29 protein-coding genes, 1 rRNA gene and 1 pseudogene are annotated in these 26541 nt (G+C 41.9%); 10 read left to right on the top strand and 21 right to left on the bottom strand.

The features are described from left to right. A 5S ribosomal RNA gene (rrf, locus tag NI466_RS10550) occupies window positions 1-83 on the top strand; the annotation flags it as partial. 152 nt (window positions 84-235) lie between these two features. Here rrf and NI466_RS10545 read toward each other — a convergent pair. Next, window positions 236-1627 (bottom strand): dihydrolipoyl dehydrogenase, encoded by a 1392-nt coding sequence (locus NI466_RS10545; protein WP_253173512.1) that lies wholly within the window; start codon window positions 1625-1627, stop codon window positions 236-238. Window positions 1628-1798: 171 nt separating this feature from the next. Between NI466_RS10545 and NI466_RS10540 the strand changes: the two genes are divergently transcribed. After that, window positions 1799-6205 (top strand): Ig-like domain-containing protein, encoded by a 4407-nt coding sequence (locus tag NI466_RS10540; RefSeq protein ID WP_253173511.1) that lies wholly within the window; start codon window positions 1799-1801, stop codon window positions 6203-6205. A 154-nt stretch (window positions 6206-6359) separates the two neighbouring features. On the opposite strand, the gene NI466_RS10535 is transcribed toward NI466_RS10540, so the two are convergent. Further along, window positions 6360-6782, bottom strand: a complete 423-nt coding sequence (locus NI466_RS10535) for a protein tyrosine phosphatase family protein (protein ID WP_253148517.1) — start codon at window positions 6780-6782, stop codon at window positions 6360-6362. Beyond that, window positions 6775-7110: a protein tyrosine phosphatase family protein gene (locus NI466_RS10530; protein WP_253173510.1), complete on the bottom strand. Its 336-nt coding sequence runs from the start codon at window positions 7108-7110 to the stop codon at window positions 6775-6777. The genes NI466_RS10535 and NI466_RS10530 overlap by 8 nt, the downstream gene beginning before the upstream one ends. Before the next feature lie 125 nt (window positions 7111-7235). Between NI466_RS10530 and NI466_RS10525 the strand changes: the two genes are divergently transcribed. From NI466_RS10525 to NI466_RS10515, 3 genes are all read left to right on the top strand, one after another. Beyond that, the gene (locus NI466_RS10525) at window positions 7236-8132 is read left to right on the top strand and encodes an alpha/beta hydrolase (protein ID WP_085064695.1); all 897 of its coding nucleotides are present in this window, start codon (window positions 7236-7238) and stop codon (window positions 8130-8132) included. Beyond that, entirely contained in the window at window positions 8133-8564 is a 432-nt protein-coding gene (gene trxC / locus NI466_RS10520) for a thioredoxin TrxC (protein WP_085064696.1), read from the top strand. It abuts the gene before it with no gap. Window positions 8565-8638: 74 nt separating this feature from the next. Continuing rightward, a complete protein-coding gene (locus NI466_RS10515) occupies window positions 8639-9010 on the top strand; it encodes an acyl-CoA thioesterase (RefSeq protein ID WP_218955192.1) in 372 nt (123 codons plus the stop codon). A gap of 57 nt (window positions 9011-9067) precedes the next feature. On the opposite strand, the gene NI466_RS10510 is transcribed toward NI466_RS10515, so the two are convergent. Next, window positions 9068-9571: a DUF4442 domain-containing protein gene (locus NI466_RS10510; RefSeq protein ID WP_180181188.1), complete on the bottom strand. Its 504-nt coding sequence runs from the start codon at window positions 9569-9571 to the stop codon at window positions 9068-9070. Window positions 9572-9596: 25 nt separating this feature from the next. Continuing rightward, window positions 9597-10085: a YajQ family cyclic di-GMP-binding protein gene (locus tag NI466_RS10505; RefSeq protein ID WP_004281601.1), complete on the bottom strand. Its 489-nt coding sequence runs from the start codon at window positions 10083-10085 to the stop codon at window positions 9597-9599. A gap of 91 nt (window positions 10086-10176) precedes the next feature. Between NI466_RS10505 and NI466_RS10500 the strand changes: the two genes are divergently transcribed. After that, window positions 10177-10491, top strand: a complete 315-nt coding sequence (locus tag NI466_RS10500; RefSeq protein ID WP_005101788.1) for a rhodanese-like domain-containing protein — start codon at window positions 10177-10179, stop codon at window positions 10489-10491. A 173-nt stretch (window positions 10492-10664) separates the two neighbouring features. Here the strand turns inward: NI466_RS10500 and mnmC are convergent, their stop codons facing one another. From mnmC to NI466_RS10480, 4 genes are read right to left on the bottom strand one after another with little or no spacing between them, the layout of a single operon-like run. Further along, complete coding sequence (gene mnmC / locus NI466_RS10495) at window positions 10665-12563, bottom strand: bifunctional tRNA (5-methylaminomethyl-2-thiouridine)(34)-methyltransferase MnmC2/FAD-dependent 5-carboxymethylaminomethyl-2-thiouridine(34) oxidoreductase MnmC1 (protein ID WP_253148520.1); 1899 nt, start codon at window positions 12561-12563, stop codon at window positions 10665-10667. A 39-nt stretch (window positions 12564-12602) separates the two neighbouring features. Next, a complete protein-coding gene (locus NI466_RS10490; RefSeq protein ID WP_253173509.1) occupies window positions 12603-13112 on the bottom strand; it encodes an SH3 domain-containing protein in 510 nt (169 codons plus the stop codon). A 5-nt stretch (window positions 13113-13117) separates the two neighbouring features. After that, a complete protein-coding gene (locus NI466_RS10485; RefSeq protein ID WP_004281605.1) occupies window positions 13118-13420 on the bottom strand; it encodes a YciI family protein in 303 nt (100 codons plus the stop codon). 28 nt (window positions 13421-13448) lie between these two features. Then, a complete protein-coding gene (locus NI466_RS10480) occupies window positions 13449-14060 on the bottom strand; it encodes a septation protein IspZ (protein ID WP_004645132.1) in 612 nt (203 codons plus the stop codon). Between the two features lie 44 nt (window positions 14061-14104). On the opposite strand from NI466_RS10480, the gene NI466_RS10475 reads away from it, so the two are divergent. Further along, window positions 14105-14956 (top strand): PHP domain-containing protein, encoded by an 852-nt coding sequence (locus tag NI466_RS10475; RefSeq protein WP_253173508.1) that lies wholly within the window; start codon window positions 14105-14107, stop codon window positions 14954-14956. A gap of 84 nt (window positions 14957-15040) precedes the next feature. Here the strand turns inward: NI466_RS10475 and NI466_RS10470 are convergent, their stop codons facing one another. Beyond that, a complete protein-coding gene (locus tag NI466_RS10470) occupies window positions 15041-15952 on the bottom strand; it encodes a bestrophin family protein (RefSeq protein WP_004733710.1) in 912 nt (303 codons plus the stop codon). Between the two features lie 65 nt (window positions 15953-16017). Then, on the bottom strand, window positions 16018-16719 hold the full coding sequence (gene radC, locus NI466_RS10465; RefSeq protein ID WP_005248144.1) for a RadC family protein: 702 nt from the start codon (window positions 16717-16719) through the stop codon (window positions 16018-16020). Between the two features lie 113 nt (window positions 16720-16832). Between radC and coaBC the strand changes: the two genes are divergently transcribed. Together coaBC and NI466_RS10455 are read left to right on the top strand one after the other, a co-directional pair. Then, window positions 16833-18107, top strand: a complete 1275-nt coding sequence (gene coaBC, locus NI466_RS10460; protein ID WP_253173507.1) for a bifunctional phosphopantothenoylcysteine decarboxylase/phosphopantothenate--cysteine ligase CoaBC — start codon at window positions 16833-16835, stop codon at window positions 18105-18107. Window positions 18108-18336: 229 nt separating this feature from the next. Beyond that, window positions 18337-18849, top strand: coding sequence for a hypothetical protein (locus NI466_RS10455; RefSeq protein ID WP_005252911.1), 513 nt, complete (start codon window positions 18337-18339; stop codon window positions 18847-18849). A 50-nt stretch (window positions 18850-18899) separates the two neighbouring features. Here NI466_RS10455 and dusA read toward each other — a convergent pair whose 3' ends face one another. Next, window positions 18900-19946: a tRNA dihydrouridine(20/20a) synthase DusA gene (gene dusA / locus NI466_RS10450; protein WP_253173513.1), complete on the bottom strand. Its 1047-nt coding sequence runs from the start codon at window positions 19944-19946 to the stop codon at window positions 18900-18902. 101 nt (window positions 19947-20047) lie between these two features. Here dusA and NI466_RS10445 point away from each other — a divergent pair, with 101 nt between their 5' ends. Further along, a complete protein-coding gene (locus NI466_RS10445) occupies window positions 20048-21199 on the top strand; it encodes a tyrosine-type recombinase/integrase (RefSeq protein WP_253173506.1) in 1152 nt (383 codons plus the stop codon). Here NI466_RS10445 and NI466_RS10440 read toward each other — a convergent pair. The 9 genes and pseudogenes from NI466_RS10440 to NI466_RS10400 form a co-directional block, all read right to left on the bottom strand. Next, a complete protein-coding gene (locus NI466_RS10440) occupies window positions 21192-21446 on the bottom strand; it encodes a hypothetical protein (protein ID WP_253173505.1) in 255 nt (84 codons plus the stop codon). The genes NI466_RS10445 and NI466_RS10440 overlap by 8 nt on opposite strands. Beyond that, window positions 21447-21653, bottom strand: coding sequence for a hypothetical protein (locus NI466_RS10435; RefSeq protein ID WP_137311802.1), 207 nt, complete (start codon window positions 21651-21653; stop codon window positions 21447-21449). It lies immediately after the preceding gene. A gap of 23 nt (window positions 21654-21676) precedes the next feature. After that, window positions 21677-21955 (bottom strand): pyocin activator PrtN family protein, encoded by a 279-nt coding sequence (locus tag NI466_RS10430; RefSeq protein ID WP_004672722.1) that lies wholly within the window; start codon window positions 21953-21955, stop codon window positions 21677-21679. Continuing rightward, complete coding sequence (locus NI466_RS10425) at window positions 21952-22173, bottom strand: hypothetical protein (RefSeq protein ID WP_253173504.1); 222 nt, start codon at window positions 22171-22173, stop codon at window positions 21952-21954. The genes NI466_RS10430 and NI466_RS10425 overlap by 4 nt, the downstream gene beginning before the upstream one ends. Then, window positions 22170-22664: an alkaline phosphatase family protein gene (locus NI466_RS10420; RefSeq protein WP_253173503.1), complete on the bottom strand. Its 495-nt coding sequence runs from the start codon at window positions 22662-22664 to the stop codon at window positions 22170-22172. Before NI466_RS10420 ends, NI466_RS10425 begins: the two co-directional genes overlap by 4 nt. A 25-nt stretch (window positions 22665-22689) precedes the next feature. Beyond that, a pseudogene (locus NI466_RS10415) lies at window positions 22690-23028 on the bottom strand (single-stranded DNA-binding protein); the annotation flags it as partial. Next, window positions 23016-23507, bottom strand: coding sequence for a hypothetical protein (locus NI466_RS10410; protein WP_253173502.1), 492 nt, complete (start codon window positions 23505-23507; stop codon window positions 23016-23018). The gene NI466_RS10410 and the pseudogene NI466_RS10415, both read right to left, overlap by 13 nt. Then, on the bottom strand, window positions 23507-26266 hold the full coding sequence (locus NI466_RS10405; protein WP_253173501.1) for a toprim domain-containing protein: 2760 nt from the start codon (window positions 26264-26266) through the stop codon (window positions 23507-23509). Before NI466_RS10405 ends, NI466_RS10410 begins: the two co-directional genes overlap by 1 nt. Next, the gene (locus NI466_RS10400; RefSeq protein ID WP_253173500.1) at window positions 26266-26505 is read right to left on the bottom strand and encodes a hypothetical protein; all 240 of its coding nucleotides are present in this window, start codon (window positions 26503-26505) and stop codon (window positions 26266-26268) included. The genes NI466_RS10405 and NI466_RS10400 overlap by 1 nt, the downstream gene beginning before the upstream one ends. Between the last annotated feature and the right edge of the window lie 36 nt (window positions 26506-26541).

Here is a 26541-nt window from a genome sequence, read left to right as displayed (position 1 = left end):
TCCCTTCCCGAACTCAGAAGTGAAACCTCTTAGCGCTGATGGTAGTGTGGGGTTACCCATGTGAGAGTAAGTCATCGCCAGCTCATTATTCTAAACACCCCCTTCGTTAGAAGGGGGTGTTTTTTTGTGCATGGAGTAATTGTCTTGACGATTCGGTATTCATATAAAGTTAACTTTATACAGTGTCCAATATTAAGCTAGAGCGATAATTAACCTTGAGTAAGGGTTGGATTGCTTAACTTTTTTCTTGCAATGCATCAAACTGACGTCGAGCATGTTTAAAGGCAGTTCTAAGACCCTCTTCCAGCGTAGGATGATAAAAAGGTTTCTTTAGGATCTGGTGAATATCTTGATCTGCATCAATCATCCAGGCTAATAAATGGGCCAGATGTTCTGCCTGTGAACAGAAGAGTTCTGCACCAAGTAATTTACCTGAGTTTTTATCAATATAAACTTCTACTCCGCCTGTGTTTTCCGCTAGGACTAGCGCACGTCCTTGGTTTTCGTAAGAGACGAATCCTCGAATAAAGTTGACTTGTTGATCTTCTAGTTGCTTAAAGCTTTTTCCGACAATCGCCATTTCAGGATGACAAAATACAATAGCTAATGGTGTTAAAGCAGTAATAGGTTTTACATTCGGATAATTCACACAGTTATGAACTACCTGTTTGCCGGCATGCGCGGCTTCATGTTGAATGGGTGCATCAGGCGCAGCATCACCGACTATAAATATAGGTAGATTCGCAAGTTGTTTGGTTTTTTTATCGATAGGAAGGTTTTTGATGTCCTTGAATATTGAATTGAGTTGATCTAGACCTAAACGATCTATATTGCTTTGCCGACCTGTAGCACCTAAGACATATTCAACTTCAATACTCTTAGTCTGATCATTTTCTGTAAAGTTAATCTTTATTTTATCAGCTTGGATCTCAATCTCATCTGGTAAGGTTTTAAATTTGATATTGAGCTCTTTGCTGAATTGCTCTTGCGCCAGTTTTTGTAAGATTGGGCTAGTTAAAGCACCTAATTTTTGACTACGCGCAAACATTGTGGTTTGTACACCCAGGCGTTGCATGGCTTGAGCTAATTCAATTGCAATGATGCCACTCCCGATCACTGCTAAAGACTTAGGTAATTGGGAAAATTCAAATATTTCATTGGAAGTGATGAATTTGTCTTTTAATTTTTGCTTTAGAGTTTCATCAATATTGGGGCGTGAGCCTACAGCAACAATAAAGCTTTTGGCCTGATAAGATTGTCCATTGACTTCAACTGTATGCGCATCAATAAACTTTGCATGCCCAGAAACTTTATGTGAAGTTTCCCATTGATCTACGCCTTTTAAGGTTGCGCGAATGAAACGTTCTCTAAGGATATGCATACCTTGCATGACACCAGAAGTATCTACTACAGTATCATATTGTAAAGCGAGGTTGTTTGCGGATTGAATGTCATGCATACGATTTGCAGATGAGATCAGCAGTTTACTTGGCATACAGCCCACACGTGCACAGGTGGTATCCCATGGGCCATCATTAATAATTAAAATATTCTGGGTGTGTTTAATGGCTTTATTATAAGCACTGATTCCTGCAGTGCCTGCGCCAATTATAATGAGGTCGTACATAGAATGATTACCAAGTCTCAAAACATAATTATTTCCTATTTATGGTTTACAATGTTTCTGGTGTAAATTATGTAACTAGATTGCTTATTTTTGCTAATTTGAGTAAATTTTGTGTAAAACCCAGAAGCCTTATTATTGGCGACTTAATTATTATATCGAGCAGGACAAATCATGAGTTTTTTAATAAGTTTAAAAAATCTAGGGGTAAATGCAACAGTTTTAGCAACATCGATTTCTTTGGTTGCATGTGGGGGGGGGGGGAGCGATGGTTATTACAATAATGATTCTCCATCTGATGGTACAGGTGGTAATACACAGGATAATACGTCTGAAAATAATACTGCACAGATTGTAGACAGTGTTGCAATTGATTCAATTAGTGATGCTGAAGGTAATCCAATCACTAAAGTAAATGATGGTTCAGTCGTTGAGTTTTCTGTTCAAATTTTAAATAAAGACAAAGGTGGTATCGAAGGCAAGAGCGTAACTCTTTCTATTGCTGATGCTGAAAAACTAAATGTTACAAGTGAAAATTCTACAGTCACGACGACTACTGGCGGTTATGCAACATTTAAGCTCAATATTCCTAAAATCGCAAACGAAAATGGAAAGGTTCAACTGACTACGACAGTAGCAGGTACAACGATTCAGCAAACACATACTTTAAATATTTTTAAAACCAGCCAAATGCAGAGTGAATATGAAATTAAGGCTCAGCAAGGTATCGTTTTAAATCTTCCAAATGGTTCAGCTACAATAGCAGCGACTGTAACTGATAAGAATGGTGGTGTAAAAGCTGGCCAAGATGTTACTTTGTCCTTACCTTCTAATATGTTGGGTAAATTTTCTATTATCTCAGGTTCGAATGTTCCAACAAATGAACAAGGTCAAGCTGAATTTACGATCAAAGCAAATACGGATCTTACAGCGGATGAAATTAAGCAATTAACAGCAACTTCGGGAGAGCTCGTATTTACTTTGGTTGATGAGCATAAGGCTCAAAAAACAGTTAAAGGTGCGATTACATTTAAGGAAGTCTCTCAAGTCGTACAAAAACTTGAAATTATTAAAGAAGATAAACCTGTAGTTGCACAGGGTGGTAAATCAGTTATTAAAGTTCGTGCTAAAAATAGTAACGACATTCCATTGGCAAATAAAAAAGTACAATTATTATTTACTGACTTAAGTGATGCCTATGGTGTGAAGTTAGATAAAGCTGAAGTAGAAACAGATGCTCAAGGCTATGCAACATTTACAGTAACCACTAATTCAAGCTATCCAATTGCTTTGTCCCAACAAGGGATTAATATCCGAGCAGTATATACTGATAATAATCAGGAAGTTTTTGCTCAAGATACAATTACGGTTATCACGGAAAATACCAACTCTTCAGATGAGTTGGCTCTGCAACGTCTAGAAGTTCAATCTTCTTATAAAGTTAATGCTAAGGATGATCTTGTTAAAATTACCGTTAAAGGTATTAATAACAAGGGTGAGGCAGCAACTCAAGGTAAAGTGACATTAACATTAAATGCAGAAGCAGTTTCTAATGCTGTTAAATTTGATGAAGCTGCAACGCAAGAATTTAAAGATGGTTATGTTAGCTATACTTTACGCACAGGTGCTAAGACACAAGCCGCTGTAGATGCTCTGGTCGCGGCTGGTATTACAGCGACGTTCACAACCGATAATAGTATCAGTACAAATGTGAAGATTGCTGTAGAAGACGAAACCAAGTCTGAAGAAGCCGTGGGATACCTAATGGTTGACCCAATTAATACTGCATTTGATTACACGCAAGAGCAAAAGATTGAAGTCAAAGTAAAAGCTGTAGGTGTGAAGGGAAGTGCCTTAAAAGGTGAAACAGTATCTGTTGCATTACCAACTCTCGCTATAAGCGATTTACAAGCATTAGGTTTGAGTTTATCTGGTAGTTCATCTTTACCAACGCAAGCAGATGGTCATGCAACATTTACTTATTTATATAGGCCAAATGGTTCAACCAAACAAAAAGAATTACTTGCGAATGGTATTCGCATTACGGCTAAATCAGAGTCTAATACAAATGCTCAGCAAACACTGACCCTTAACTTTAAAGCGCCGACAGATAATACTGAGATTGATCTAGATCATTTCGTTGTAGAAATGCCTGGTAGTACAGCGCTCAGTGTCGGTCAAGAATATACTTTTAATGTTACAGTTGATGCTAAAGGAACTGATAACTTAGTTTACGCAGGTCAAAAAATCGGTATTGGTTTTAATGATGCAGCCTTAAATAATGGTGTTAGCCTAGTTTCTTCATCTGCACTTGTAACAAGGGATGATGGTAAAGCGGTATTCACTGTAAAAGTGAAAGCAAACAATACGACTGAACTCGCTAACTTGATTACAAATGGTATTACTGTTGGTTTAATTGGTCAGCGCAAAGATGGTTCGGCTTATACTGTTTCTAAAAAAATCGATGTTAGTCAACCAGCTGTGGTTTTCCAAGATTTAGTTGCTTTAGATATAGTAGACGCTAATTCGATCTCAGTTTTAGGTGGTGAGACACGAGTTAAAGTAATTGCAAAAGATGCTTCTGGTAAAGCTATTCCTAATACACCAATTGCACTTGCACTATCTAGCCTCACTTCTAGCCGTGTGACATTAAGTGATGTACCAGCGCAAACGAATAGTAAAGGTGAAGCAGAGTTTACGATTACTGTATCTGAAGGGGTATATGACCCAGATTTAGCTAAAAAAGGGATTACTTTTGCAGTCGTTGGTACGAATTTAAACAATGGCGATCGTCTACAGCAGACAAGTACCATTCAGGTCACAGTACCTGATGAGGCACTAAATTTACGTTTAACTTCTGAAAGTAAGTATATTGAGTTTGGTGAAACTCAAAAAATTCAAGTTGCGGTAAAAGATGAAATTGGTCTAAATACTGGTGGTGTTCCAGTTCAATTGAGTTTACCTAAAGAAGTTACTGATTTGGGTGTATTCTTGAATAATGAAACGGTACTTGTTTCTAAGGAAGGAAATGTTGTTGTAGATTTGATTATTCCGACTAATTTATCTAAAGCGGATAAAGATGCTTTACTAGCATTGGGTAATATCATTGTTACAGGATCTATTACAAAACCAAATGGTACGAAACTGAATGCAGAATTAACTTTTGAGGTTAAAAATGCAGTAAATACAAACTCATTGGTTATTTCACCAGATAAAAATGATTTGAGTGTTGCAGGTGATCGCACAATTGTCACTGTTACTTTGAATAATAAAGATGGTCAACCAGTTTCTAATCAATTAGTTAAACTTTCTGCTCTAAATTCAGCGACTTTGATTATTGGTACTCAAGGTAGTGGACATCCGACGAATACAAGTGAACCTCAAACAGTTTTAACGGATAGTAACGGTAATGCTTTCTTCTCTGTCGAAATTGATGGGGCAACGGTAGATGGTGATTTGTTGATTGCCAGCGGTATTGAGCTGATTGCTGAACATCTCAATGAAGATGGCGCAACTGCAAGTAATATTTATCGTTTGGATGCGTTTAGACCAACTCCAGCAAGTCCAGCGGAACCATTGCCAGCGCAGTATAATTTGAGAATTGAATCATCTAAGCCTGCTATGAATGTTAAAAATGATATGGCTGATGTGACAGTGACTTTGTTAGATCGTAATGGTGGTGGTGTTGCAGATAAATATGTGAGTTTAGAGTTACAAAACTTTGTCTTAAATGGAGTTGTGATTGTCGGACCGTCTGGTTTGACTACAAATGAAGCAGGTCAAGCAACATTCCGTGTGAAAGTTGATGAAAGTGCTCGTAATCCTAACTATTTGGCAATTAATTTTGATTCAGATGAATTAGATTTAACAGCACGTTATATAGAAGAAGGTTACCGTGATGCACAGCAAATTGGTCGTATTCTGATCAATAATGTTGCTGATGAAAATCCACGTGCTTCAATTGTAATTGGTGTGAATCCAACTGCTATTGAAAGTTCTAGCGATGGGGTTTATTACACAAAAAATCTTTCAGTTAAAGTAAGTGATTTTGATGGTAAGCCTTTGGCTAACCAACCTGTAGATATGTCTGTTATAGCTACAACATATACAAAAGGTCAATACATTTGGGCATTAGCTCCAGTGATTGGAGGGGCACCAGAAGCGATGTGGGTCGGTCCTAATGAAGTGTATTTCACTGATAATGATGTGACTAAGCCATTAATTTTGAACTCTGCATTATCTTGTATTGCCAATGCTAGTGGTAATGCAGTGACAAATACAGAAGTTAATCCGAATACGACAGTCCCTGTAAAAGTAGTGAGCTTCTTAGGAAAAGGAGAAGATAAAGTTGCTACTTATACAACGGATAAAGAAGGGAAATTTGATTTAACAATTCGTTATCCTAAGATTTATGCACAGTGGTTAAATATACAGGTCGGCGCTTCATCGACTGTAGCAAGCTTGCCAACGAGAACAACTTATAATCTTGGCTTAGCGTCATTAAGTAGTGATTATAGTTCAGATGGTACATATGGTCCTAACCTAAATAGTCCATATGGCATAAGTTCAAATTGCCAATAAAGTAAGAAAAAACAGCACTCCGGTGCTGTTTTTTTATGGGAGCTAAAATTTAAAAACTTAAATTGCAGTTCCGACACTCACACCTACAGTTGGCTTCACATTCATCGAACTACAGCCGACAAACGTCAGGCTTAAGCAAAGTACCAATAACACTTTATTCATGTATCAATCCTTGTATTTTTGCCTGATTGAACAGAGCTGCTGAACGTGTACCACTACGGCAGACCATCAAAATCGGCTTTGGCAGCTCATTATAATATCGCGCAAATTCCTCAATATTGGCTTGGGAAATTTGGCCACTCACTACAGGTTGATAAATCACACTCACTTGAGATTTTTCCGCAATAGAGCGTAATTGACTCACCGTAACATTATTACCAGTTTCCTGATCAGGACGATTCACAATCACAGATTTGAAACCTTGCTGAATCAAATGTTGAAACTTGCTTGGTGTCATTTGCCCCGTAACACTCACCGTAGAGGTCAGCGCACGGCTAAGATCATTTGCAGCAAAAACAGGTGTAATACAGCTAAAATAGGTTGCCAGTACCACACCTTTCCAGAACGACTTAATCATCCAGCAGGTCCATCTGTTTTGCCAGTTGATATAAGTTATTCGAGCGGTTTCCAGTACGACAGAACATCAAGATCGGTTTTGGTAACTCGTTATAATGATTGGCAAAAGTGCGTACATCAAGCTCAGTAATCTGACCGGCTACTACTGGCTGAAACACATAATCCAGACCTGCCGCACGCGCAGCTTCCTCAATTTGTGCACTGCTTGGCTGCTCAGTGCCACCTTCCATGTCCGGACGGTTGTTGATAATCGACTTAAAACCTTTCTCAACCACTTGAGTTACGTGTTCCGGACCAATTTGACCAGCAAAACCTACATTTTCGCTCATGACGCCACTCCATCATTTCATTTATATCGATATGCTTTATGATAGCATTAAGCTGAAAACATGCTGAACCTGTTCTGAAATTTTTATAAATGATGATAACCATAAGATAACGCAATGGAGCGCGTATGCAGGCTTATACAGTTGAACCACTGTATGTCAAAAGCGGTCAGGAAGTGATTGCTGCAGATTTTTATCGGCCTAAAAATATAGAAAAACCGGCCGTAATTTTGATGGCCCATGGTCTGGCTGCCTTACGTCAATTTAAACTGGTGCAATATGCCCAGCGTTTTGCCAGTGCCGGCTATGCGGTGGTTTTATTTGATTATCGCTATTGGGGTGGTAGCACCGGACGCCCGCGTGAACTGGTGTCGATCAATGCCCAGCTCGATGACTGGCGAACCATGATCAGACATATTCAGGAACGCAAATCGATTGACAGTAAACGGATCGTGCTCTGGGGTACGGCCTTAAGTGGTGGGCATGTATTGACACTTGCAGCAGAGCTGAAAAATATTCAGGCGGCGATGGTACAGGTGCCTTTTGTCGATGGGGCTGAAAGTGCCCAACTATATCCTTTACAGCAACTCCCCAAGGCGCTTAAAGTTTCCAGTCAGGATTATATGGGGGCCAAGGTTGGTATGGCACCAAAAACCTTACCTGTAGTTGATCCACATGAACTCTGTTTTATGCCGACGCAGGACAGTTATGAAGGTTATCTATCGATTGTCAATCCGGATTATTACTGGAGTGGTCATATTCCTGCACGGGCATTCTTTAAACTGATGCGCTATCGACCGATTCAGGAAGTAAGAAAGATCAACATTCCCGTCCTGTTTATTGCGGCAAAACTGGATAGTCTGATTCCCATTGAATCGAGTCGGGAAACTGCGACCAATATTGCGCCATTTGTGCAATATCATGAGTGGAATATCCGGCATTTTGATATTTATCATGGGGAATGGTTTGAAAAAGCAGTTTCGACCCAATTAGAATTCTTACATCAACATATTGGAGTGCGCTAGATGATTATTGTATGTCCGGAATGTCTGGCCAAAAACCGTGTCCCTGAAGATAAACTCACTGCCAATCCTGCTTGTGGTCAATGTCATCAAGCCCTGATTCCACTAGCACCGATTGAACTGAATGAGCAAAATTTCAGCCAGTTTGTCACGCATAGTGACTTGCCCATCCTGATTGATCTCTGGGCAGAATGGTGTGGTCCCTGTAAAATGATGGCACCGCATTTTGCGACTGTCGCGAAGCAATATCCAAATGTAGTTTTTGCCAAAATTGATACCGAAGCGAATCCGCGCTTAAGTTCTGCATTTAATGTTCGCAGTATTCCGACGCTGGTGTTGATGAATAAAAGCAACGAAATTGCTAGAATAAGCGGTGCATTACGGTCAAGCGAGCTGCAAAAATGGCTTGATCAGCAGTTAAATACCCAACCCTAATTCAAATGCCTGGAGTGAAAGTGTCAGATTTTCAAGTAAGACCAGAGGGGATTCTTTCCCTACAGACGATCGCAATGCCTGCAGATACCAACTGGAGTGGTGATGTCTTTGGTGGCTGGATCGTTTCACAAATGGACTTGGCAGGCGCGATTCACGCAGAACGATTTTCAAAGGGACGTTGTGCCACGATTTCGATTAACCAGATGACCTTCCTGGTTCCGGTAAAAGTCGGTGATGTGATTAGCTGCTATACCAAAATTTTAAAAGTCGGCAATACCTCCATCCAGATGGAAATTGAAGTATGGGATAGCCATGACGACTCACGTCCGCCTGTACGCGTGACTGAAGGGGTATTTACCTTTGTGGCAGTGGATGTGAAGGGCAATAAACGTCCGATTCCAGAAGAAGCAAAACAGAAGTTTCTAGAATCTCAGCAGAAGTCATAATTCGTCTCATAAAAAATCCCAGATTAATGATCTGGGATTTTTTTGTCTGTATTGATATCAAGTCTGCTTCAATTGCTTTTTGGCAATCCAGGCCCAGAGCATCTCGCATTGAATCGGTGCTTCACCCGATTCGTCACGTACCACAACTTGAACTAGAGTTTCACCCTTGTCTGAACTTTGCATAAGCTGTTGCTGTTCAGCAGTCAAGGTAGCAACTGCCGTCAGGGCACCTTTGGTCGGACGTTTAAAGTCTACTTTTAGACTCTTAATCAAAACCACTGCGCTATCCGGTACATTCATTGCGGTTACAAACCCGGTTGCTGTTTCTGCCAGCAGGGCCATTGCACATGCATGGATTTGTCCGATATGGTTCTGCATGGCTTTATGATTGGCCATACTTACTACCACTTTGGATGCACTCATTTCCTCATAACGAATCTTGGCAGAGCCGACCATCGGGACCACCCGGCCAAAAGTTTTACTTAACAAAGCAGTACGAATGCCTTGCGGTAATCGTGCAGTGGCTTTGACTAATCTGGCTAATCGGTTGTTCTTTGCCATAATTCCTTCTACAGACGTTGCTGTCTTAATCTTTAAAGTTATTGAACTGTAAAGGCAAACCAAATTGCTGTTCTTTCAAGAATGCCATTACTTGCTGCAATGTATCGCGTTTTTTATCAGTCACACGAATCTTGTCGCCCTGAATAGAAGATTGCGCCTTAATCCCACTTTCTTTAATGGCTTTATTAATTTTTTTTGCGGTATCTGAGTCAAGACCATCTTTAAGCTTGATGACCTGAATCACATTTTTGCCAGAAGCCGTCATTTTTTGTGGATCAAGCGCCTGAATATCGACTTTGCGTTTAAAGAAATGACTTTCCAGCATGCTATAGACTTGTTCACACTGGAAATCGCTTTCAGTCGAGATTTTGATTTCCTTGTTTTTTTCATTCAGTTCAATAGAAACGTCCTGACCACGGAAATCAAAGCGGGTCGCAATTTCTTTTTGGGTGTTTTGAACTGCATGATTTACTTCAAAAATTTCTAATTCAGAAACAATATCGAAAGAAGGCATAGTTTAGACCTTTACAAAGGGAAAGAATATCTGAGATGCTAGGGATGTTTTCTTCATTTGCCAAGTGTTGTTTACATCAAAGGAGTGCGCAATGATCCGTAAACAAGAAATTACAACATTTGAGTTCCCAGAAAATGCAATTATCTGGGATGTACGCGATTCAAGTGCTTTTGCTGAAGCACACGTGAAAGGGGCGGTGAATCAGCCCATTAACGATCTTTCAGCAGAAAGCCTAACTCAGGTGTCAGCGGATCAACCCATTTACATCTTGTGTGGTGGGGGCAGTAAAGCTCCACGTGCTGCGGAAAAACTAGAGGGTTTTGACAGCTCACGTGAATATGTCATTCTGATGGGTGGTACTCGTGCTGCCCGTGATGCAGGCTTACCGCTTGAACAGGGTGTATAAGCATTCTGTCAAAAAAAGCGCCGCAAGGCGCTTTTTTAATGGGTGAGATTTAATGCCTCCCAACCTCCCTTTTCTAAAGGGAGGAGCTACATCTATTCTATTTATTCATAAAAGTAGAGAAAAGTCCCCCCTTTTTTAAAGGGGGATTTAGGGGGATTCATTCAAAATAGTAATTAAATTTGTAGCTTAAAATACGGTTTCTTCATTTTCACTTTCTTTTGAAAACGAGTCACACTGAGTTTTTTTACTAAACTGGATGGCACCGGACAGGCTTCACCGAGAATCTGGGCTGCCAGAATTTCACTGCAGAGCGGCGCAAACAGAAAACCTTTAGAGCCGAGACCGGCAAAGCTGTATATTTCCTCATCGGCTTTCATTTTACCCAGTAGGGGGAAATAATCCTGACTTTGTGCGCGTACCGATGCACGACCTTGCCAGGTATCGGTAGAAGCTAATGATTGTGCATATTCGGGGAAGACACTGTGAATCAGTTCGTAGTTATGCACATGATCTTCTGCCAACACCTCTGCATCATCGCGACCTGGATAGAAAGAAGCACCCAAGATTAGATGTTCAGCATCCAGTTGCATACAATAACCGCCGTAACTATAGGCAATATTTTGACTTAAAGGCTGGGCTTGATTATTTACCCAGCTGACCTGTCCGCGAATCGGTTTCAAAACTGGATAATCTGCAAAGAATTGTGCTGTTTCTCGCGCAGTACAGACAATGACATGATCAAATTCACCTAGATCCTGTTCATTAGCAAATAGCTGAGGTTTTGTAGCCGCTTCAATATGGCTAATTTTGGCCTGTTGATATTGAATATGAGGATGCAGCAAAATCTCCTCACGCAGTTGATGAGGTGAAACTGCACCAGCTTCTAGTAATTTTAAACTTGGAAATGCAGTTTGAAGCTCTTGCGACTCTGTATCTTGTACAGCAAGAATTTCTTCAGGATATTCATCTGCCAATCCTAAAAGCTGTTCAGGATTTTTTAAGCCAAGCTGATTGACCTGAATCGGGCGGAAAGCTTTAAATTTTTGGTAATGATTTAAGGCATGTTGCCAGGCCAATGTCATCAGATGTTCAGCACTTTGCTTAACCGGACAGAGTTTGGGATTGAGCAAAGCCAGTGGATTGCCAGAACCTCCTGAGAGTGGCGCTGACTGGTCGTAAATCGTGACTTGATGACCACGTTGAGCGAATGCCCAGGCTGTACTTAAACCGGCGATTCCAGCGCCAATCACAGCGATTTGGCTAGGTCTGATATTGGTCTCTGTATCTCGCTCAGTTTTTTTTTGAGTGATTTCTTGTATTAATGAACTTTCAGTCTCTTCAGCCGGATTCCAGATCGCTTTCAGCATTTCACGCTTATGCTTAAAACCACGTGGGCGGGAAATTGAAATCCCATGATTTTTTAAGCCACGTTTTAAGACGCCAGCAACACTGAAAGAGGCGAAAGTGGTACCGATCTCGGATAAACGTACAATATTATTTAAAACATTTTCTTCCCACATGTCCGGATTGCAGGAAGGCGCAAAACCATCCAGGAACCAGGCGTTCACCGGCGCAGTTTTTTCAATCACCGGGAAAACATCATGTGCATCACCCAGCCATAGATCCAGACTGAATCGTTCTTTAGGAAAACTGAGACGATGACAGCCGGCAATTGGCATCGGATATTGAGAGATGAGTTGATCAGCTAAAGGCTTGAGTTCTGGCCAGGCATTTAAGGCCCGAATCAGATCAACTTTGGAAAGAGGAAATTTTTCAACTGAAATCGCATGCAGATGACTGTGATTATCCGGACGCACCTGTTGCCAGAGCTGCCACAGCGCCAGAATATTTAAACCAGTACCAAAACCCGTTTCACCGACACAGAAATATTCAAAAGGTTTTAAATCTGCCAGACGCGTCGTGAGATCATTGCCATTTAAAAAGACATGCCGGGTTTCCAGCAAGCCATTGTCTTTGGAAAAATACACATCACCAAATTGCTTGGACACAGGCACATCAATGCCATCCACCAATTGCCAATCCAGATCGGCAGTTTGAATTGCGTGCGACAAAACGGGTACAACCTTAAAGATATCGGGAAGGGCTATAGCTTACCATTGACGACGACGTTTGGTATAAACATAGCTCGCAATTAGGAAGCCGAGCAATACACCGACAGCCAATGTTGCTGCACCGTAGAGGAACATCTGCGCACTGCGTTCACTTTGCAGCACCTGTACCTGAACGCCCAGGTTGTCATTCTTGAGCTGCAATTCCTGATTTTGCGATAGTGCTTCCAGATTGGCTTTTTCCAGTTGCTGCAAACGGGTGGCCTGATCTTTGACCAAGGCTTTGACCTTGGCCTCTTGCTGGGCTTTCAGCTTGGCGATTTCTTCTGCAGTTAAAGGTTTATTCTCGGCAGGTGGCACTGGCTGGGCAGAAGTCGCTACGGCAGGAATAATGGCAGGTTTCGGCGTAGACTGGGTTTGGGCAGTCGCCGCTGCCCCTTGAGGTTGTGCTGTCTGATTTTCCTGAATCACAGGAGCAGGCGCAACTTCGACTGCCCATACTGGAGAAATCATAAAACATAGGCCAATGATACTGGCAGTAACAACACGCATGAACCTTATCCTTGAGGGAATGCTTTATTGAATGGTTTGACATCGATGTGTTCGTACACACCTTCTTTTAAGAAAGGTTCATCCTGTAGCCATGTATCCAGCGCTTCACGACTGTCAAAGTCGACAATAATGGTACTGCCATAAAAACCGGCCTGTGGATTGGCTGGATCTTTAGGCATGGCACCTGCAACAATCAGGCGGCCTTCAGCATTTAACTGTTCCAGACGTGCAAGATGTTGTGGGCGAATCGCGAGGCGTTTTTCAACTGTACCTTCCCGATCGGTACAGCTAACGACGAATAATGGCATGATGAATCTCAATCGTTTGTAGTTGGACTTATTCAGCGGTCTTAAAGTATTTGCGCAATACAATAAACTGAATAATGATAAAGGAAAACATCACGATCATGTCACCGAATGCGGTAAATTCGCCCCAATATTTTCCATCCATCCACAAATAGGCGAAAAAGGTATGCAGAAATGACATCAGTACGAACATGGCAACCCAAGCATAGTTCAGCTTGAACCAGCCTTTTTCGCTTAGATTGAATACCGGACCAAACAGGCGCTGAATCAGTGGTTTTTTATCCTTGCTAAACCAGGGCGATAACAAAAAGACCCCGGCAAAGACCAGATTCAGTAACACGGCTTTTAGACGGATATAAAAATCATCGCTGAGGATCAGGGTGATACCACCAAAAATCACCGTCATAAACAAGACAATCCATTGCTGCTTGTCCAGACGGAATTTTTGCATGACAAATAACGCACCATAGACGACCAGCATGGAAATAATCAGACCTGTGGTTGCAACAAGAATATTATTATTGTCGACACCCCCCGCAGAACCGATCAATTGCAGCAATTGATGGTCAGTGTCTTTTGGATCTACAGTTTTATATAAATAAAAGAAAATAATGAGTGGCACAAAGTCTAAAAGTGCTTTCATGTTAGAGTATCTAAATCTGATCAAATAAATGTCATAGTATAGAGATGCACGGCGTAGATTTACATACACATAGTAATATTTCTGATGGAACTTTCAGTCCTCAGCAATTAGTCGAAGCGGCTGTGGAAAAACTTGTCCATACTTTGGCCCTGACGGATCATGACACCATGGACGGTTTGGCATTGGCTGAGGAAGCCGCTAAAAATCATGCGATTAAGATCATTTCGGGGGTGGAAATATCCAGCCAGTGGTCACGTCCTGCCACCAAAAAAAACTATGGCGTGCATATCGTCGCCCTAAATATGCAAAATCCTGAGCCTTTACAAAAAGCCCTCAATCAGCAAAAGAAAATCAGGGCTGAACGCTCTAAACAGATTTGTGATCTGTTGCTTCCTTTAATTGGTGAAGATATTTATGCTGATGTACTGGCCAAAGTGGACCATATCCCTGATCGGGTGACACGGACTCATATTGCCAAAACGCTGGTAGAAAAGGGGATGGTGACACGTCCGCAACAGGCTTTTGATAAATACATCAAGGAAGGCAAGAAAGCCTATGTCAAATTTGATGGCTTGAGTCTTGAAGACACGATTCAGGTGATTCATGAAAGTGGTGGCTTTGCGATACTGGCACATCCGACTAAATATGATTTATCTGCGACCAATATCCGTTATCTTATCGAGAATTTTGCCAAGTTCGGTGGAGATGCCGTCGAGCTGCCACCGGCGATTGAGCCAAGTTCAACCCGGCAGATGGTGGATCGAATGATTGCTGAACATGATCTTAAAGTTTCGATTGGCAGTGATTTTCATGGCGATCATATGCCCTGGATTAAACTCGGTAATGTTCCGAGCCTTAAACCGGGGCAGGTCGGAATTTGGGAGAGTTTTGTTTAGTCATTCCTTTACCTCGATCTTTTTTATTTGAGAGAAGATTTTCCCTTCGCTACTAATAGCAAAGGGCGAGGAGAGAATTATAAATTATAGCAAATTATGATCTTGAGCCTGAATCGGTGGTGGCGTTGGTTTACCCAACGTTCCTAACAGCTCAATTTCAATCGTACGTACCATAGAGTCCAGTGGCAAGTCATTGCTTTGGGTACCAAAAGGCTCCTCAATTTCTGAACTTAGCGCATCTAGTCCCAAAAAGGTATAGGCCAAAATGCCGACCAGCAAAGGCGTAAACAGACCAAGCGTTGAACCTAAACTAAAAGGCAAAATAAAACAGAAAAAATAGACGGTACGATTCAGCAAGACCGAATAGGCAAAAGGCAAAGGCGTCGTCGCAATCCGGTCACAACCAGTCTGGACAATACTTAGTTCTGCCACATGATTATTCATCTGCATATAGATGATATCGGAGATTTCACCTTCTTTAAGCGCCTGCATTAACTCCCATTGAATCAGGCTTAAGGTATATTGCGGCGCATTGGCCTGCTGATAGAGTTGGGTCACCGCCTGCTGGCTCATGCCGCTGGTTTCAACCAGTTCAGTCGGATTGGCTGTTTGATGGCGTAGGCGATCGCGGAGTACATTGGCAAAGACAATCACATGCTGAATCACACGCTCACGGCGACCTTGGGACAGCATCCTGCAATCACGGTCAAAATGACGTGAATTGGCAATTAGAATTCCCCAAAGTTTGCGCGCTTCCCACCAGCGGTCATAACAGGCGGTATTTTTAAAACCAAGAAAAATAGACAGTACCACTCCAATCAGGGTAAATCCGACCAGGGGTAATTCTGGAAAATGAAAATAGCCAATATGTGACAAGCCACCAATGATAGCTGACATCAGCATTACCACGCCCAAAGGTGGCAAAACTTTAGGTAAAATCGTCCCTCGCCAGGAAAACAGCAGTTTAAAAACAGTTGGCTGGTCACGTACGATCATTTATTGGAATCATCACAATTTTTTTCATGATCTTGTGGAGTTGTGCCTGCTTTGTCAAGTGCTATTCAATACTGCATTTCTGGTTTGATGAGTTGCTGCTCAGCAAAGGAAAAACTGCCCTCCAAAGCGATAATACAATGGTCAATCAGATGAATATCTACCAGCTGGCAGGCTTGTTGAATCTGACGGGTCAATGCCAGGTCAGCCTTGGATGGAGAGGGCCGGCCCAGTGGATGATTATGTGCAATCACAATGGAAGTAGCCTGTTGGCTAATGGCATAACGCAACAATTGATTAATGGAAATATCACATGCATTGATGGAGCCATAAAACAGTTTTTTAAAGGCAATTTTTCTTAGACTGGCATCCAGACACAGCACGGCAAACACTTCTTGAGTTTCACCGAGCAGTTCAAAACGTAAGTAATCTCTCAGCCGTTTGGAATTGGTGAGTTCCAGTGCATCCTGTTTCAGGTGCTCGGCTATGTAACGCCGTCCGAGTTCCTTGACGGCCATCAGTTGAGTATATTTACTGATGCCCATGCCATGAAACTGGCTGACCTCCTGTAAAGGTGCATCGAGCAACGCAGTCAAATGACCAAAATGCTGAATCAGCAAACGCGCCAGATCAACTGCCGAATGTTGCTGGGAACCGGAGCGTAGAAAAATAGCCAGTAGCTCGGCATCGGACAGACTTTCTGCGCCATATTGAATTAAGCGTTCTCGCGGCCGTTCTTGTTCCGGCCAGTTTTTAATAGAAAATTGCATAGTTATTAGACTTATTTATTATGAATTATCAGTTTTCCCGCAAGCTGATCTCTTGGGGATGCGATTATTTAATGCTATTGTGAGCCCCACTGCAACAGCAAGGTAATCTGTTCGTGAGCTTTGATCTAAGTGTAATTCCTCATAAAAATATCATTTTGGCCGTCACTGGCGGTATTGCTGCCTATAAAAGTGCAATTCTGGTCCGCCGTCTGAAAGATGCCGGATTTGATGTGCGGGTTGTCATGACTCACGGTGCACAGGCTTTTATTACACCTTTAACCTTTCAAGCCTTATCGGGCAATCCCGTACATACCGAATTGCTGGATACTGAAGCAGAAGCCGGCATGGGCCATATCGAGCTGGCACGTTGGGCAGATCTGTTGCTGGTAGCACCGGCCAGCTGTGACACCTTGGCAAAGTTTGCCGCAGGTCTGGCTGATGATCTCTTAAGTACTTTATATCTGGCGACGAAAGCACCCGTCTGGGTGGCGCCTGCCATGAACCAGCAAATGTGGGCAGCCAAAGCAACGCAGCGCAATCTTGCGACACTGATCGAAGATGGTGTGCATGTGATCATGCCGGACGCGGGATCACAGGCTTGTGGTGATGTAGGTTTGGGCCGGATGCCTGAGCCGGAAGATTTAGCGCATCAGGTGACTGAATATTTTCATAAAGCTCAACGTGCGATTGCGGAAAAATTTGGCCTGCTTGCGGGTAAACAAGTCACGATTACCGCAGGCCCGACCCGCGAAGCGATTGATCCGGTGCGCTATATTTCCAATCACAGTACCGGGAAAATGGGCTTTGCACTGGCTGCAGCCTGTTATGCAGCAGGAGCAAATGTCACCCTGATCGCAGGGCCGGTCAGTCTGGACACCCCAAATGGTGTGAAACGTAAGAATGTTTCTTCTGCTGTACAAATGCTGAATGAAAGCATGCAAATGCTGGAAAACGGTTGCGATATCTTTATTGCGACCGCTGCGGTAGCCGATTATCGTGTGGCACAGGTTGCCGAGCATAAAATCAAGAAAGCCGGAGATGAACTGAATGTGGCGCTGGTGAAAAATCCGGATATTGTCGCCACTATAGCCCAACAGGAAAAACGGCCGTTTATGGTCGGTTTTGCTGCTGAAACCCGTAATATTGAAGAATATGCTGCGGGAAAGCTGGTCGCGAAAAAGCTGGATATGATTGCCTGCAATGATGTTTCACGTGCGGATATCGGATTTGCTTCGGATGAAAATGCCATGACAGTATTCTTTGCCGAGCATTATCAGCTGGATAAACGTGATCTGGAAAAAGCCTCCAAGCAGGAGATTGCCCAGCAATTGATCGAAGCCATTCATGATGCCTTGCATCGTGATCCATCCAGTGATGATGATTTTTAAAACGATCTGTATCGAAAAAGCCCTGAATCCATCAGGGTTTTTTTATGGCTGATTTTTTATCATTAATTCAAAAAAACTATATAAACCATAAATATTTAGTCTTAATCGAAGCGCTGTTTTGTTTATTGTTTTTGCAAAAAAGCATAAAATGGGTCACAGAATAAACAAAGATAAAAATACTGCATATATCGACTATAAGCAGGAAGTGGAAAGAAAAAAGAGGGGCGCTATGAAAAAAATCATGATGTTATGGATGGTCGCCTGTCTGGCTGGATGCAGTTATTTTGTCTCGATGGATGAACTGGCCAGAAATATTCAAACGCAGATGCAACGTGAATTTAATTCCAATCGAGATTATCAACACTATCGTTTTACCGTGAAAAAGGTCAAAATTGTCCAGCGTCAGGGGAATGAGTTTCAGGCCATTTCTCATCTGAATTATCAGGGTGAGGAATATCCCATTCATGTAAAAGTCTTTAAGGTGGATGGGGGATATAGTTGGTCGATTGAAGATGATGCCTTTGCTTTTATTGATGAAATTGAAATTGAAAAATATCGTCAGCAACTGGATCGGGAATTACAGCAACTGGCCTCAGCCTTGGATGATCTAGAGCCTGTAGATGAACCAAATCAGAATATCTCCGGCTCTCTGATCACACCAGTGGCTGAACCCGCATTACAAGATGTTTCTTATCAGGAAGAGCCGATTCCGGTCGGCAATATCACGGCGTATACGCAATAACTCATGTGCAATCGCTATAAAAAAGCACCGATCATCGGTGCTTTTTGTATTTAGGATTTAACTTGCTGATGTTCACGTACATAATCTTCGGTACGCTGCATGGCTTCCTGAATATTAAAGAGTGCAGTTTCTACATCTTTCAAGGTTTTAGCATTACCACCACTTAAAGCCTGACGCCATTTACGTGCACCCGGCAAGTTCTGGAACAGTCCCAAAATATGACGGGTAATAATGGATAAAGGTGCACCTTCGGCCATGCGCTGGGCAATATAAGGCAGCATCTGTTGCATAATGTCAAAACGGTCTGGTGCATCCAGCTTCCACAGTTGGCCCAGTTCAGCCAGTAAGTAAGGATTATGATAGGCTTCGCGGCCAATCATCACCCCATCCACATGTTGGAGATGTTCCAGCGTTTCGGCATAGGTTTTAATTCCGCCGTTGATCTCGATCAGCAGATCAGGACGATCCTGTTTTAAACGGTAGACATCTTCATAACGTAGGGGTGGCACGTCACGGTTTTCTTTAGGTGATAGACCTTTTAATAAAGCAATACGGGCATGCACGATAAAATTATTGCAGCCGGTTTTGGCCACGGTATCGACAAAATGCAACATCTCTTCATAAGAGTGCATATCATCAATTCCGATCCGGTGTTTTACGGTTACTGGAATATCCACCACGTGACGCATTTCAGCAATACACTCTGCGACTAGATCAGGCTCCGCCATCAGACAGGCACCAATTTTATTATTTTGTACCCGGTCACTTGGGCAACCTACATTTAAATTGACTTCGTTATAGCCCCAGTCCTGCGCCATCTTGGTACAAGTGGCGAGATCTTTTGGATTCGAGCCGCCGAGTTGCAACACGATTGGCTGTTCTTGCGTATTAAAGTCCAAATGACGTTTGGCATCACCGTAAATGATTGCACCCGTAGTAACCATTTCGGTGTACATAATCACATTCGGGTTAAACAGACGCGCAAAGAAACGATAGTCTTTGGTGGTCCAATCCATCATCGGTGCGACGGAAATACGAGGTTTTATTGAGTTATCAATAAGTTGTGGATTTTTCAGGGCTTTATCTACATTTTGCATATTGCATTTACTCGCATTTTTACTCATATTTCCCCATATTTCAGTATTTCGGTGCACCGTATTTGCACCGTGAAATGGGTTTTGGGTCAGGGTGCAAATTTATGGGTACAGTTACAGAAAGAGTTCTGTCCACTGGTGTGAAAAAATACAGGGCGCAGGTGCGCGTCAAGCGACAAGGGCTGCCGAATTTTACAGAGTCTAAGACGTTTAGTAAAAGGTCATTGGCTGAAGCATGGATCAAAAAGCGCGAATATGAACTTGAATTGAATCCGGAACTGATGATTTCTGCAAATATTTCAAATGGCATGACCTTAGCTGCTGCTTTAGAGAAATATTTAAAAGAAGTTGAAGGTTTTGGAAGATCCAAACGCATGGGCATCCGCTTTTTAACCAATTGGCCAATCGGAAAGGTCAAAATCAGTGATTTGACCAGGAAAGATTTTACTGATCATACCTATTTAAGGCGAACAGGGTACCCAGAGATCGGTGCAGATCCGATTGAATCAAGTACTGCCTTGCAAGATTTGCAATATTTAAAGGTGGTTTTGACGCATGCGGATCTCGTTTGGGGTGAAAAAGTGAACCTTTTCGAGCTAGAACAGGCGATGAAAGGTCTACGCAATGCACGTGTGATCACAAAATCTAAGAAACGTGACCGTTTGCCGACATCAAATGAGCTGCAATTACTGACCAATTATTTCTATAAACGTTGGAAAACCAGTAAAACATCCATGCCTTTGCATCTGATTATGTGGTTGGCCATTTATACCTGCAGGCGTGAAGATGAATTGACACGACTGTTTTTGAATCAATTTGATCAGCACCACAATGAATGGAAAGTTTTTGATTTAAAAAATCCGAATGGCAGTGCCGGCAATCATAAAAGTTTTAAAGTGACTGAACAGGCTGAACGTGTCATCAAAGAATTAATGAAGCCTGATATCCGTGATCAAATGCTTCGTTTAGATTCGGCAGATCCGTCGGTATTGTTGCCATTGAATGCAAAATCATTTGCATCACGTTGGCGTGAAGCGATCAAGATGACAGGGATTGAAGATCTACGTTTTCATGATTTACGTCATGAAGGGATTACCCGATTGGCTGAAGATGGCTTGACCATTCCCCAGCTGCAGCAGATCAGTTTGCATGAGTCTTGGGAAAGTCTAAGACGTTATGTGAACTTGAAAAGCCGTCGTGATCGATTGGATTTTGTGGAAGCGATGAAAGTTTCCAAAGAAAAAGCCCTCATTTGAGGGCTTTCGTTAAGTAGACATGAGGTTTTCTTAAAATTACTATGTGCCAAATCCATAAAAACATTAGCTTGAAAGAAAGATCAAAATTAAATCGATTGCAGAAAAGCGCGCCTTTACCTATAAAATTTGCTGAATTTTTACCATAATCCAAAAAAATAGCATGAGTCATATCAGATTTTTTTGCATTGATAAAGATTACATCACCATCAAAAACCACATTTCCTACAACAGTGCAAACCGCTTTCATTTAGATCACCGCGATAAAATCAAAGTGTTTTAGGTTCATGTGAAATGGTGTGAACCAAGTTTTTACCCACATGGTGCGATTGAATGTCAGTAAACGATCTTTTTCCGTTTCCTTAAAGTAGGTCACTCGATCACCCTTGACCGCCACAATGGTGGCACCTTCAGGCTTTTCAGCCTTTAATTTTTCTAAATTATTTTCGTATTGCATTTTTAAACCCTCAATGCACGTTTTTAGGCGTGCATGTTTGTCCAATCTTGTTTGGAAATTTGACTTTGTTTGTTTAGCCAAATTGCCACGTCTGTAATGTTCACCATGTAAGGGGCTTTGTTTGAATCTTCTGCCTTGAACGTCGGGAAGGGCAAGTCTTGAACGGCTGCACGTTTCTTTGCTGTTTCAATTTTAAGATGCGGTAAAAAGTCCTTTACGATCACCTCCAGTGGAACCACTGGAGACTGATATTTCATGGCCAATAAGAAACTTGAATCAAATTGATTCAGTGCAGCGTTCATTCTTTGTTTCCATTCAATTGTTCAAACTCTGCAAGCCATTGTTCACGACTTACACCATTTTCAGCTGTTGCTGGAGAAATGCCGGCAATGTAATAGCCTACTTTTGTGTCGGAAATTGGATATTCCTTGGCAATGACATTCACATATTCACAATTCATTGCTTTCACAGTACCGTACGCTTCAGCTGCTTTTTCATGGTTAGGGGCGACTCTGATCATTTCTCTGTTTCCTTCGTAGCACTTTGATACTGACTGGCAGTCAATTCAACATGGGGCAAAACAACATCAAAGTTCGCTGAAATAAAATATTTATTGCCTTTCTTTTTATAGGCTAAATCAGCACCATAACGGATAACTTCACTAAAGAGTGTCGTTGTTAGATCAGAGTAATTAAGGCTATGAAGATCCTTCATGAACTCTGAATAAAACTGCTTATTTGTCTTACGTGGTCTAGCTTCAAAAATAGGCTCGCCATTCATTGGCTTACCTTTGCTAATTTTAAAAAGAGTCTTATCAATTTTTGATTCATCGAAAAACCAAATGTGATGGAAAATTTTTCCATTGCTTAAAGTATTGTGAACGCCATACCCATCAGCAGCATATTGTTCACCAACTTGATAAAGTTTTTCGTCAAATTTATTCGAAGCTGAAAGAGCCGCATCAATTTTATTTACAGCTTCTGTGTCATTAATTTCATAATATTTTTGCATTGCTTTCCCCTTAATAGCCATTTGCCTGTGGTGCAGAGTCGAGCAGCTGCATCTGTTCTGCATGAATTTCCGTGGTGTAGCGTTCAATACCGTTCTGATCCGTCCATTGACGTGTTTTTAATTTGCCCTCGATGTACACCTTTGAACCTTTTTTCAGGTACTGCTGGGCAATTTCACCTAAGCGGTTTTTGACCACGATACGGTGCCATTCAGTTTGTTCAATCCATTCACCGCTCTGTTTGTTTTGCCATTTTTCAGACGTTGCAATGGAGAAATTGCAAAGTGAACCACCGTTTGGAAAGCTTTTGCTTTCAGGATTGGCACCCAATGAGCCTACCAGTACAACTTTATTTACACCGCGCATGATGTTTCTCCTTCAAATTTGGCAAAATGACTGAAATGCGCTGTGAAGCATTTCTGGTTATTAGTGAATGGAATGTTCGGATTATGGATATGACAAACATACAGCTGATCATTGCCGACGATCTGAGTCACTTCAAAACGCTGATGACTGCTGACAATAAATTTGTAGCGTGCAAATTCATCCGGGATCCACACGGTGTCGCCCACTTGGAAGTCGTGAACGGTGTTGATTTCAGGATCCGTGAACGGCAGGGCATCATCAAAATTCAGTGCTGTGGTTTCCAAGCCATCAGGATGCGCTTTGCCTGTGTCGACAATATTTTTCATTTCGTTGATCAAGATGCATGCTTCCGTTGGCATGTATTGAACGCAATGATGCTGATTTAAAATACTGTGCAAGCGAAGTACACGTGCTGAAAGTTCTTGGTGTTCAGCGATCATGGTGTAATAGCTTTGGTCTTTTTGTGTTTGAGCGTTCATTATTTCTTTGCCCCTAAATTTGGATTGGTGAAGATCCAGCACTTCACATTTCGGCTTGCTTTACCTGGTACTTCACGACTTTTATTCACCGCTGCCACGTCATCGGCAGGGAAACGGTCTGAGTACACCTGTTTATTACTTTCAATGAATTTGTACTTGCGTGAGGTGCGAAGTAATTTTTTCATTTCATTGATTTCAGGCAGCTGCTGATAATTACGTGCAGCCACTTTGTAAATTTCGTTTAAGTTGATAGCGATAGTTTGAGCATCGTTGTCATGATGATTGAGTCCCCATTCTGGTGAACGGTTGCCTTGCAAGTACTCATAAACATCCCAGAATTTTTCCACATCAGGATGATCACCGTTTAACTGTTCAACACGTTCACGCGCCATCTGTTCAAGCATTTCTTGTGCTTCAAGCATGTCTTCCAAGTCGATTGGCAAAACGTGTTTGGTCATTGCTTCGATCAGTGCAGCCACTTGTGCATGACATAGGGCAATACGTGTATGGGTAATGCCAATTTCATGATAGTGATCTTCAATTGACTGTAACTTTGATGCGTATGTCTCTAAGATCTTGTCTTCATGACGCAGGCAATGGGTCATAAACGTGCAGGCATCTTCAAGTTCCATACGGTCCAGTTCATCGACAATGCGTTTGGTTTCCAATGACTGTCCTTTGCGGTCAAAGTACAAGTGCAAAGTACGTGTCAAAATTGCTTCTGAAGCCTGAATTGCCGTGTTTTGAGAAATCAGGATGGCACCACGGAACGGTGGTTCATAGGTTTCATTACCTGCAGTCTTTAAACCTTTGGAACGGATGGCACGTCCGTTGAAAGCATCTTTGAGTTCATCCCAACTGAATTTTGACTTTTGAACAGTATTACCATTCACGTCATTACGGTCGCCTTCGATCAGCACGACTGGCAGGTTTGCGATCTGTGCAAAGTTACGGTACACCGCCACGTTGGTTGATTTGTTGGCATCAAAGCCTTCATAGTCTTTACGGCCTGAAAGTTTCCACATCATTTCGATTAGACGTGATTTACCTGCACCGGCTTCACCGACAATTTCCATGAAAGGGTATGAGCTGTGCATGGCACGGATTTGTTCAGCAAAATATGAACCCATCCACCAAGCCAAAGCCACAATACCTTTAGCACCACGGACTTTATGGAAGTCCTCCCACCATGACGGATCAAACTGTTTTTTCGGGTTCAATGTTATCGCTGGTGAACTTGCCAGTGTTTTAATTTCCTGACGTTTTACTTTGAAAAAGTCATGCTCATTGATGGCAATGATTTGGCCCTTATGCACGGCATATTTTTCAAAGATATAAGTTTGGTACTCACGGCTATAACCAATGTAGTCAATAGTTTTGACTTCACGTAAACGCTCAGTTTCACGTTTGATGAATGTTTCCAGGTGATTATCTGTACCTGTCCACATTGCACCAGACATCACAGACATGACACGTGGTTTGAACTTTGAACGTGATGACATTTGATCAGCTGTAAAGGTGGTTTTTGCTTCTGACCATGGGCTTTGCAATTTGAAGTAGTACCAAGATTCATCGGTGATTTCATTACGCTGGAAGTACAACGGTTCAATCTGAGCATTACAGATTTCTTTTGCTGCTGAACAGTTCTTCAATGCACTGGCACGGATCTCTTTATCAGTAAGGATCTGACCACCATTTTCTGCTGCTTCATTGTTACGGTCTTCCAGGTGCTGAACTGCTTTATTGAATTTGTCATAGTCCAGTTCCCACCAGTACAGACGGAATTTGTGGTTGTAATAGAAGGTGTGACGACGACCTTCATAGAAGTTGTAAATTAAAAGACCGGCTTCTTCTGCAGTTTCAGCAATCAGCAATTCACCATAGTGTTTGTACTTTGGGAATTGATCAGGGTTGAGTTTGTCCCACTGGAATAAATCATTCCAATCAAGTTTTTTACCACCATTTGCCGGTGGCTGTGCAGCCGTAGATGACCAACCTTCAGCACGTGAACGTTCATGCCATTTAACTGTGTAACCTTTACCTGCAGAGTCATTGTCGAATGCCCAGCGTAAACGTGGTTTGTCAATTTTGAGTTCATGACAACGTTCTGCAATTTGTTTTAAGAATGCAGAAGGGTAGTTGACACATGACAGACAAGATATGGCTTTCACACCTGACTGACTCAGTGCAATGGCATCAAAGATTCCTTCAGTGATCCAGATCGCTTGGCCTTTTTCCCCTAAACGGCAAAGTTCATCCAATTCATATACTGACCATGCTTGGCCAGAATTTTTGAAACCATAGTTAAAGCGTGCTTTTTTATTGCCAAAACGTTCTGGTCGGTCAATCAGACGTTCCCAATAGTTTTTGTCATCTAGCATAAAGCGAACAGTTGCAGATGATTCTTTACTGTCTTTATCTGTATAGAACTGCTGGGTGTATTTACCAATTAAGTTTTTAAGATCGAAACCACGACCTTCTGATAAAAATGCATCTGCTGCAGCATTTGGATTTGTATCGGTTTGTGGATGATATTCAGACCAGTCTTTGAATAAGTCATCACAGATATCTTTGACGTGTTCTTCATAACCACATTTGACCAGACGACCACATTTCACGATACGTGGATTGTGGGCATGGGTATAAAGTTCTTTTTTACCGCATTGTGGGCAGATCCCTTCACGGAACCATTCGCCACGTGTCTTGAAGCTGAACATATTTTCAAGACGGTTAATGATGCGGTGTTTCATATCAGACATTAGTGAAGTCCTTTTACGTTGCTGTCTACAATCCATTCCCGGTCCTTTGCGTCCTGGAAGGTAATCAGTTGGTTATCGAATAATGCTTCGATATAACCCTTCAGTTTTTCAGCAAAGCGTAATCGTTCATCACCAGATAAAGTTTTAAGTTGTGCTATACGATTGCGTAAGGCTTCTGTACCATTGCTGTTCGCAATTTGATTCTTTCGCTTTATACAAAGTTCTTGAAGTGTTGTCATTCTGTTTACTCTTAGCTTGAATTAAGTAAACTAATA

Source organism: Acinetobacter lwoffii (assembly GCF_024129595.1).
GTDB lineage: Bacteria > Pseudomonadota > Gammaproteobacteria > Pseudomonadales > Moraxellaceae > Acinetobacter > Acinetobacter lwoffii_O.
The sequence above is the reverse complement of the archived record's forward strand: the minus strand, read 5'-3'. Positions and strand labels throughout refer to the sequence as shown.

What these genes read in the sequence shown, in the direction of transcription:
- NI466_RS10545 (WP_253173512.1), bottom strand. Translation starts at nt 1,627, where the DNA reads ATGTACGACCTCATTATAATTGGCGCAGGCACTGCAGGAATCAGTGCT.
- NI466_RS10540 (WP_253173511.1), top strand. Translation starts at nt 1,799, where the DNA reads ATGAGTTTTTTAATAAGTTTAAAAAATCTAGGGGTAAATGCAACAGTT.
- NI466_RS10535 (WP_253148517.1), bottom strand. Translation starts at nt 6,782, where the DNA reads ATGATTAAGTCGTTCTGGAAAGGTGTGGTACTGGCAACCTATTTTAGC.
- NI466_RS10530 (WP_253173510.1), bottom strand. Translation starts at nt 7,110, where the DNA reads ATGAGCGAAAATGTAGGTTTTGCTGGTCAAATTGGTCCGGAACACGTA.
- NI466_RS10525 (WP_085064695.1), top strand. Translation starts at nt 7,236, where the DNA reads ATGCAGGCTTATACAGTTGAACCACTGTATGTCAAAAGCGGTCAGGAA.
- trxC (WP_085064696.1), top strand. Translation starts at nt 8,133, where the DNA reads ATGATTATTGTATGTCCGGAATGTCTGGCCAAAAACCGTGTCCCTGAA.
- NI466_RS10515 (WP_218955192.1), top strand. Translation starts at nt 8,639, where the DNA reads ATGCCTGCAGATACCAACTGGAGTGGTGATGTCTTTGGTGGCTGGATC.
- NI466_RS10510 (WP_180181188.1), bottom strand. Translation starts at nt 9,571, where the DNA reads ATGGCAAAGAACAACCGATTAGCCAGATTAGTCAAAGCCACTGCACGA.
- NI466_RS10505 (WP_004281601.1), bottom strand. Translation starts at nt 10,085, where the DNA reads ATGCCTTCTTTCGATATTGTTTCTGAATTAGAAATTTTTGAAGTAAAT.
- NI466_RS10500 (WP_005101788.1), top strand. Translation starts at nt 10,177, where the DNA reads ATGATCCGTAAACAAGAAATTACAACATTTGAGTTCCCAGAAAATGCA.
- NI466_RS10490 (WP_253173509.1), bottom strand. Translation starts at nt 13,112, where the DNA reads ATGCGTGTTGTTACTGCCAGTATCATTGGCCTATGTTTTATGATTTCT.
- NI466_RS10485 (WP_004281605.1), bottom strand. Translation starts at nt 13,420, where the DNA reads ATGCCATTATTCGTCGTTAGCTGTACCGATCGGGAAGGTACAGTTGAA.
- NI466_RS10480 (WP_004645132.1), bottom strand. Translation starts at nt 14,060, where the DNA reads ATGAAAGCACTTTTAGACTTTGTGCCACTCATTATTTTCTTTTATTTA.
- NI466_RS10475 (WP_253173508.1), top strand. Translation starts at nt 14,105, where the DNA reads ATGCACGGCGTAGATTTACATACACATAGTAATATTTCTGATGGAACT.
- NI466_RS10470 (WP_004733710.1), bottom strand. Translation starts at nt 15,952, where the DNA reads ATGATCGTACGTGACCAGCCAACTGTTTTTAAACTGCTGTTTTCCTGG.
- radC (WP_005248144.1), bottom strand. Translation starts at nt 16,719, where the DNA reads ATGCAATTTTCTATTAAAAACTGGCCGGAACAAGAACGGCCGCGAGAA.
- NI466_RS10455 (WP_005252911.1), top strand. Translation starts at nt 18,337, where the DNA reads ATGAAAAAAATCATGATGTTATGGATGGTCGCCTGTCTGGCTGGATGC.
- dusA (WP_253173513.1), bottom strand. Translation starts at nt 19,946, where the DNA reads ATGCAAAATGTAGATAAAGCCCTGAAAAATCCACAACTTATTGATAAC.
- NI466_RS10445 (WP_253173506.1), top strand. Translation starts at nt 20,048, where the DNA reads ATGGGTACAGTTACAGAAAGAGTTCTGTCCACTGGTGTGAAAAAATAC.
- NI466_RS10440 (WP_253173505.1), bottom strand. Translation starts at nt 21,446, where the DNA reads ATGAAAGCGGTTTGCACTGTTGTAGGAAATGTGGTTTTTGATGGTGAT.
- NI466_RS10435 (WP_137311802.1), bottom strand. Translation starts at nt 21,653, where the DNA reads ATGCAATACGAAAATAATTTAGAAAAATTAAAGGCTGAAAAGCCTGAA.
- NI466_RS10430 (WP_004672722.1), bottom strand. Translation starts at nt 21,955, where the DNA reads ATGAACGCTGCACTGAATCAATTTGATTCAAGTTTCTTATTGGCCATG.
- NI466_RS10425 (WP_253173504.1), bottom strand. Translation starts at nt 22,173, where the DNA reads ATGATCAGAGTCGCCCCTAACCATGAAAAAGCAGCTGAAGCGTACGGT.
- NI466_RS10420 (WP_253173503.1), bottom strand. Translation starts at nt 22,664, where the DNA reads ATGCAAAAATATTATGAAATTAATGACACAGAAGCTGTAAATAAAATT.
- NI466_RS10410 (WP_253173502.1), bottom strand. Translation starts at nt 23,507, where the DNA reads ATGAACGCTCAAACACAAAAAGACCAAAGCTATTACACCATGATCGCT.
- NI466_RS10405 (WP_253173501.1), bottom strand. Translation starts at nt 26,266, where the DNA reads ATGTCTGATATGAAACACCGCATCATTAACCGTCTTGAAAATATGTTC.
- NI466_RS10400 (WP_253173500.1), bottom strand. Translation starts at nt 26,505, where the DNA reads ATGACAACACTTCAAGAACTTTGTATAAAGCGAAAGAATCAAATTGCG.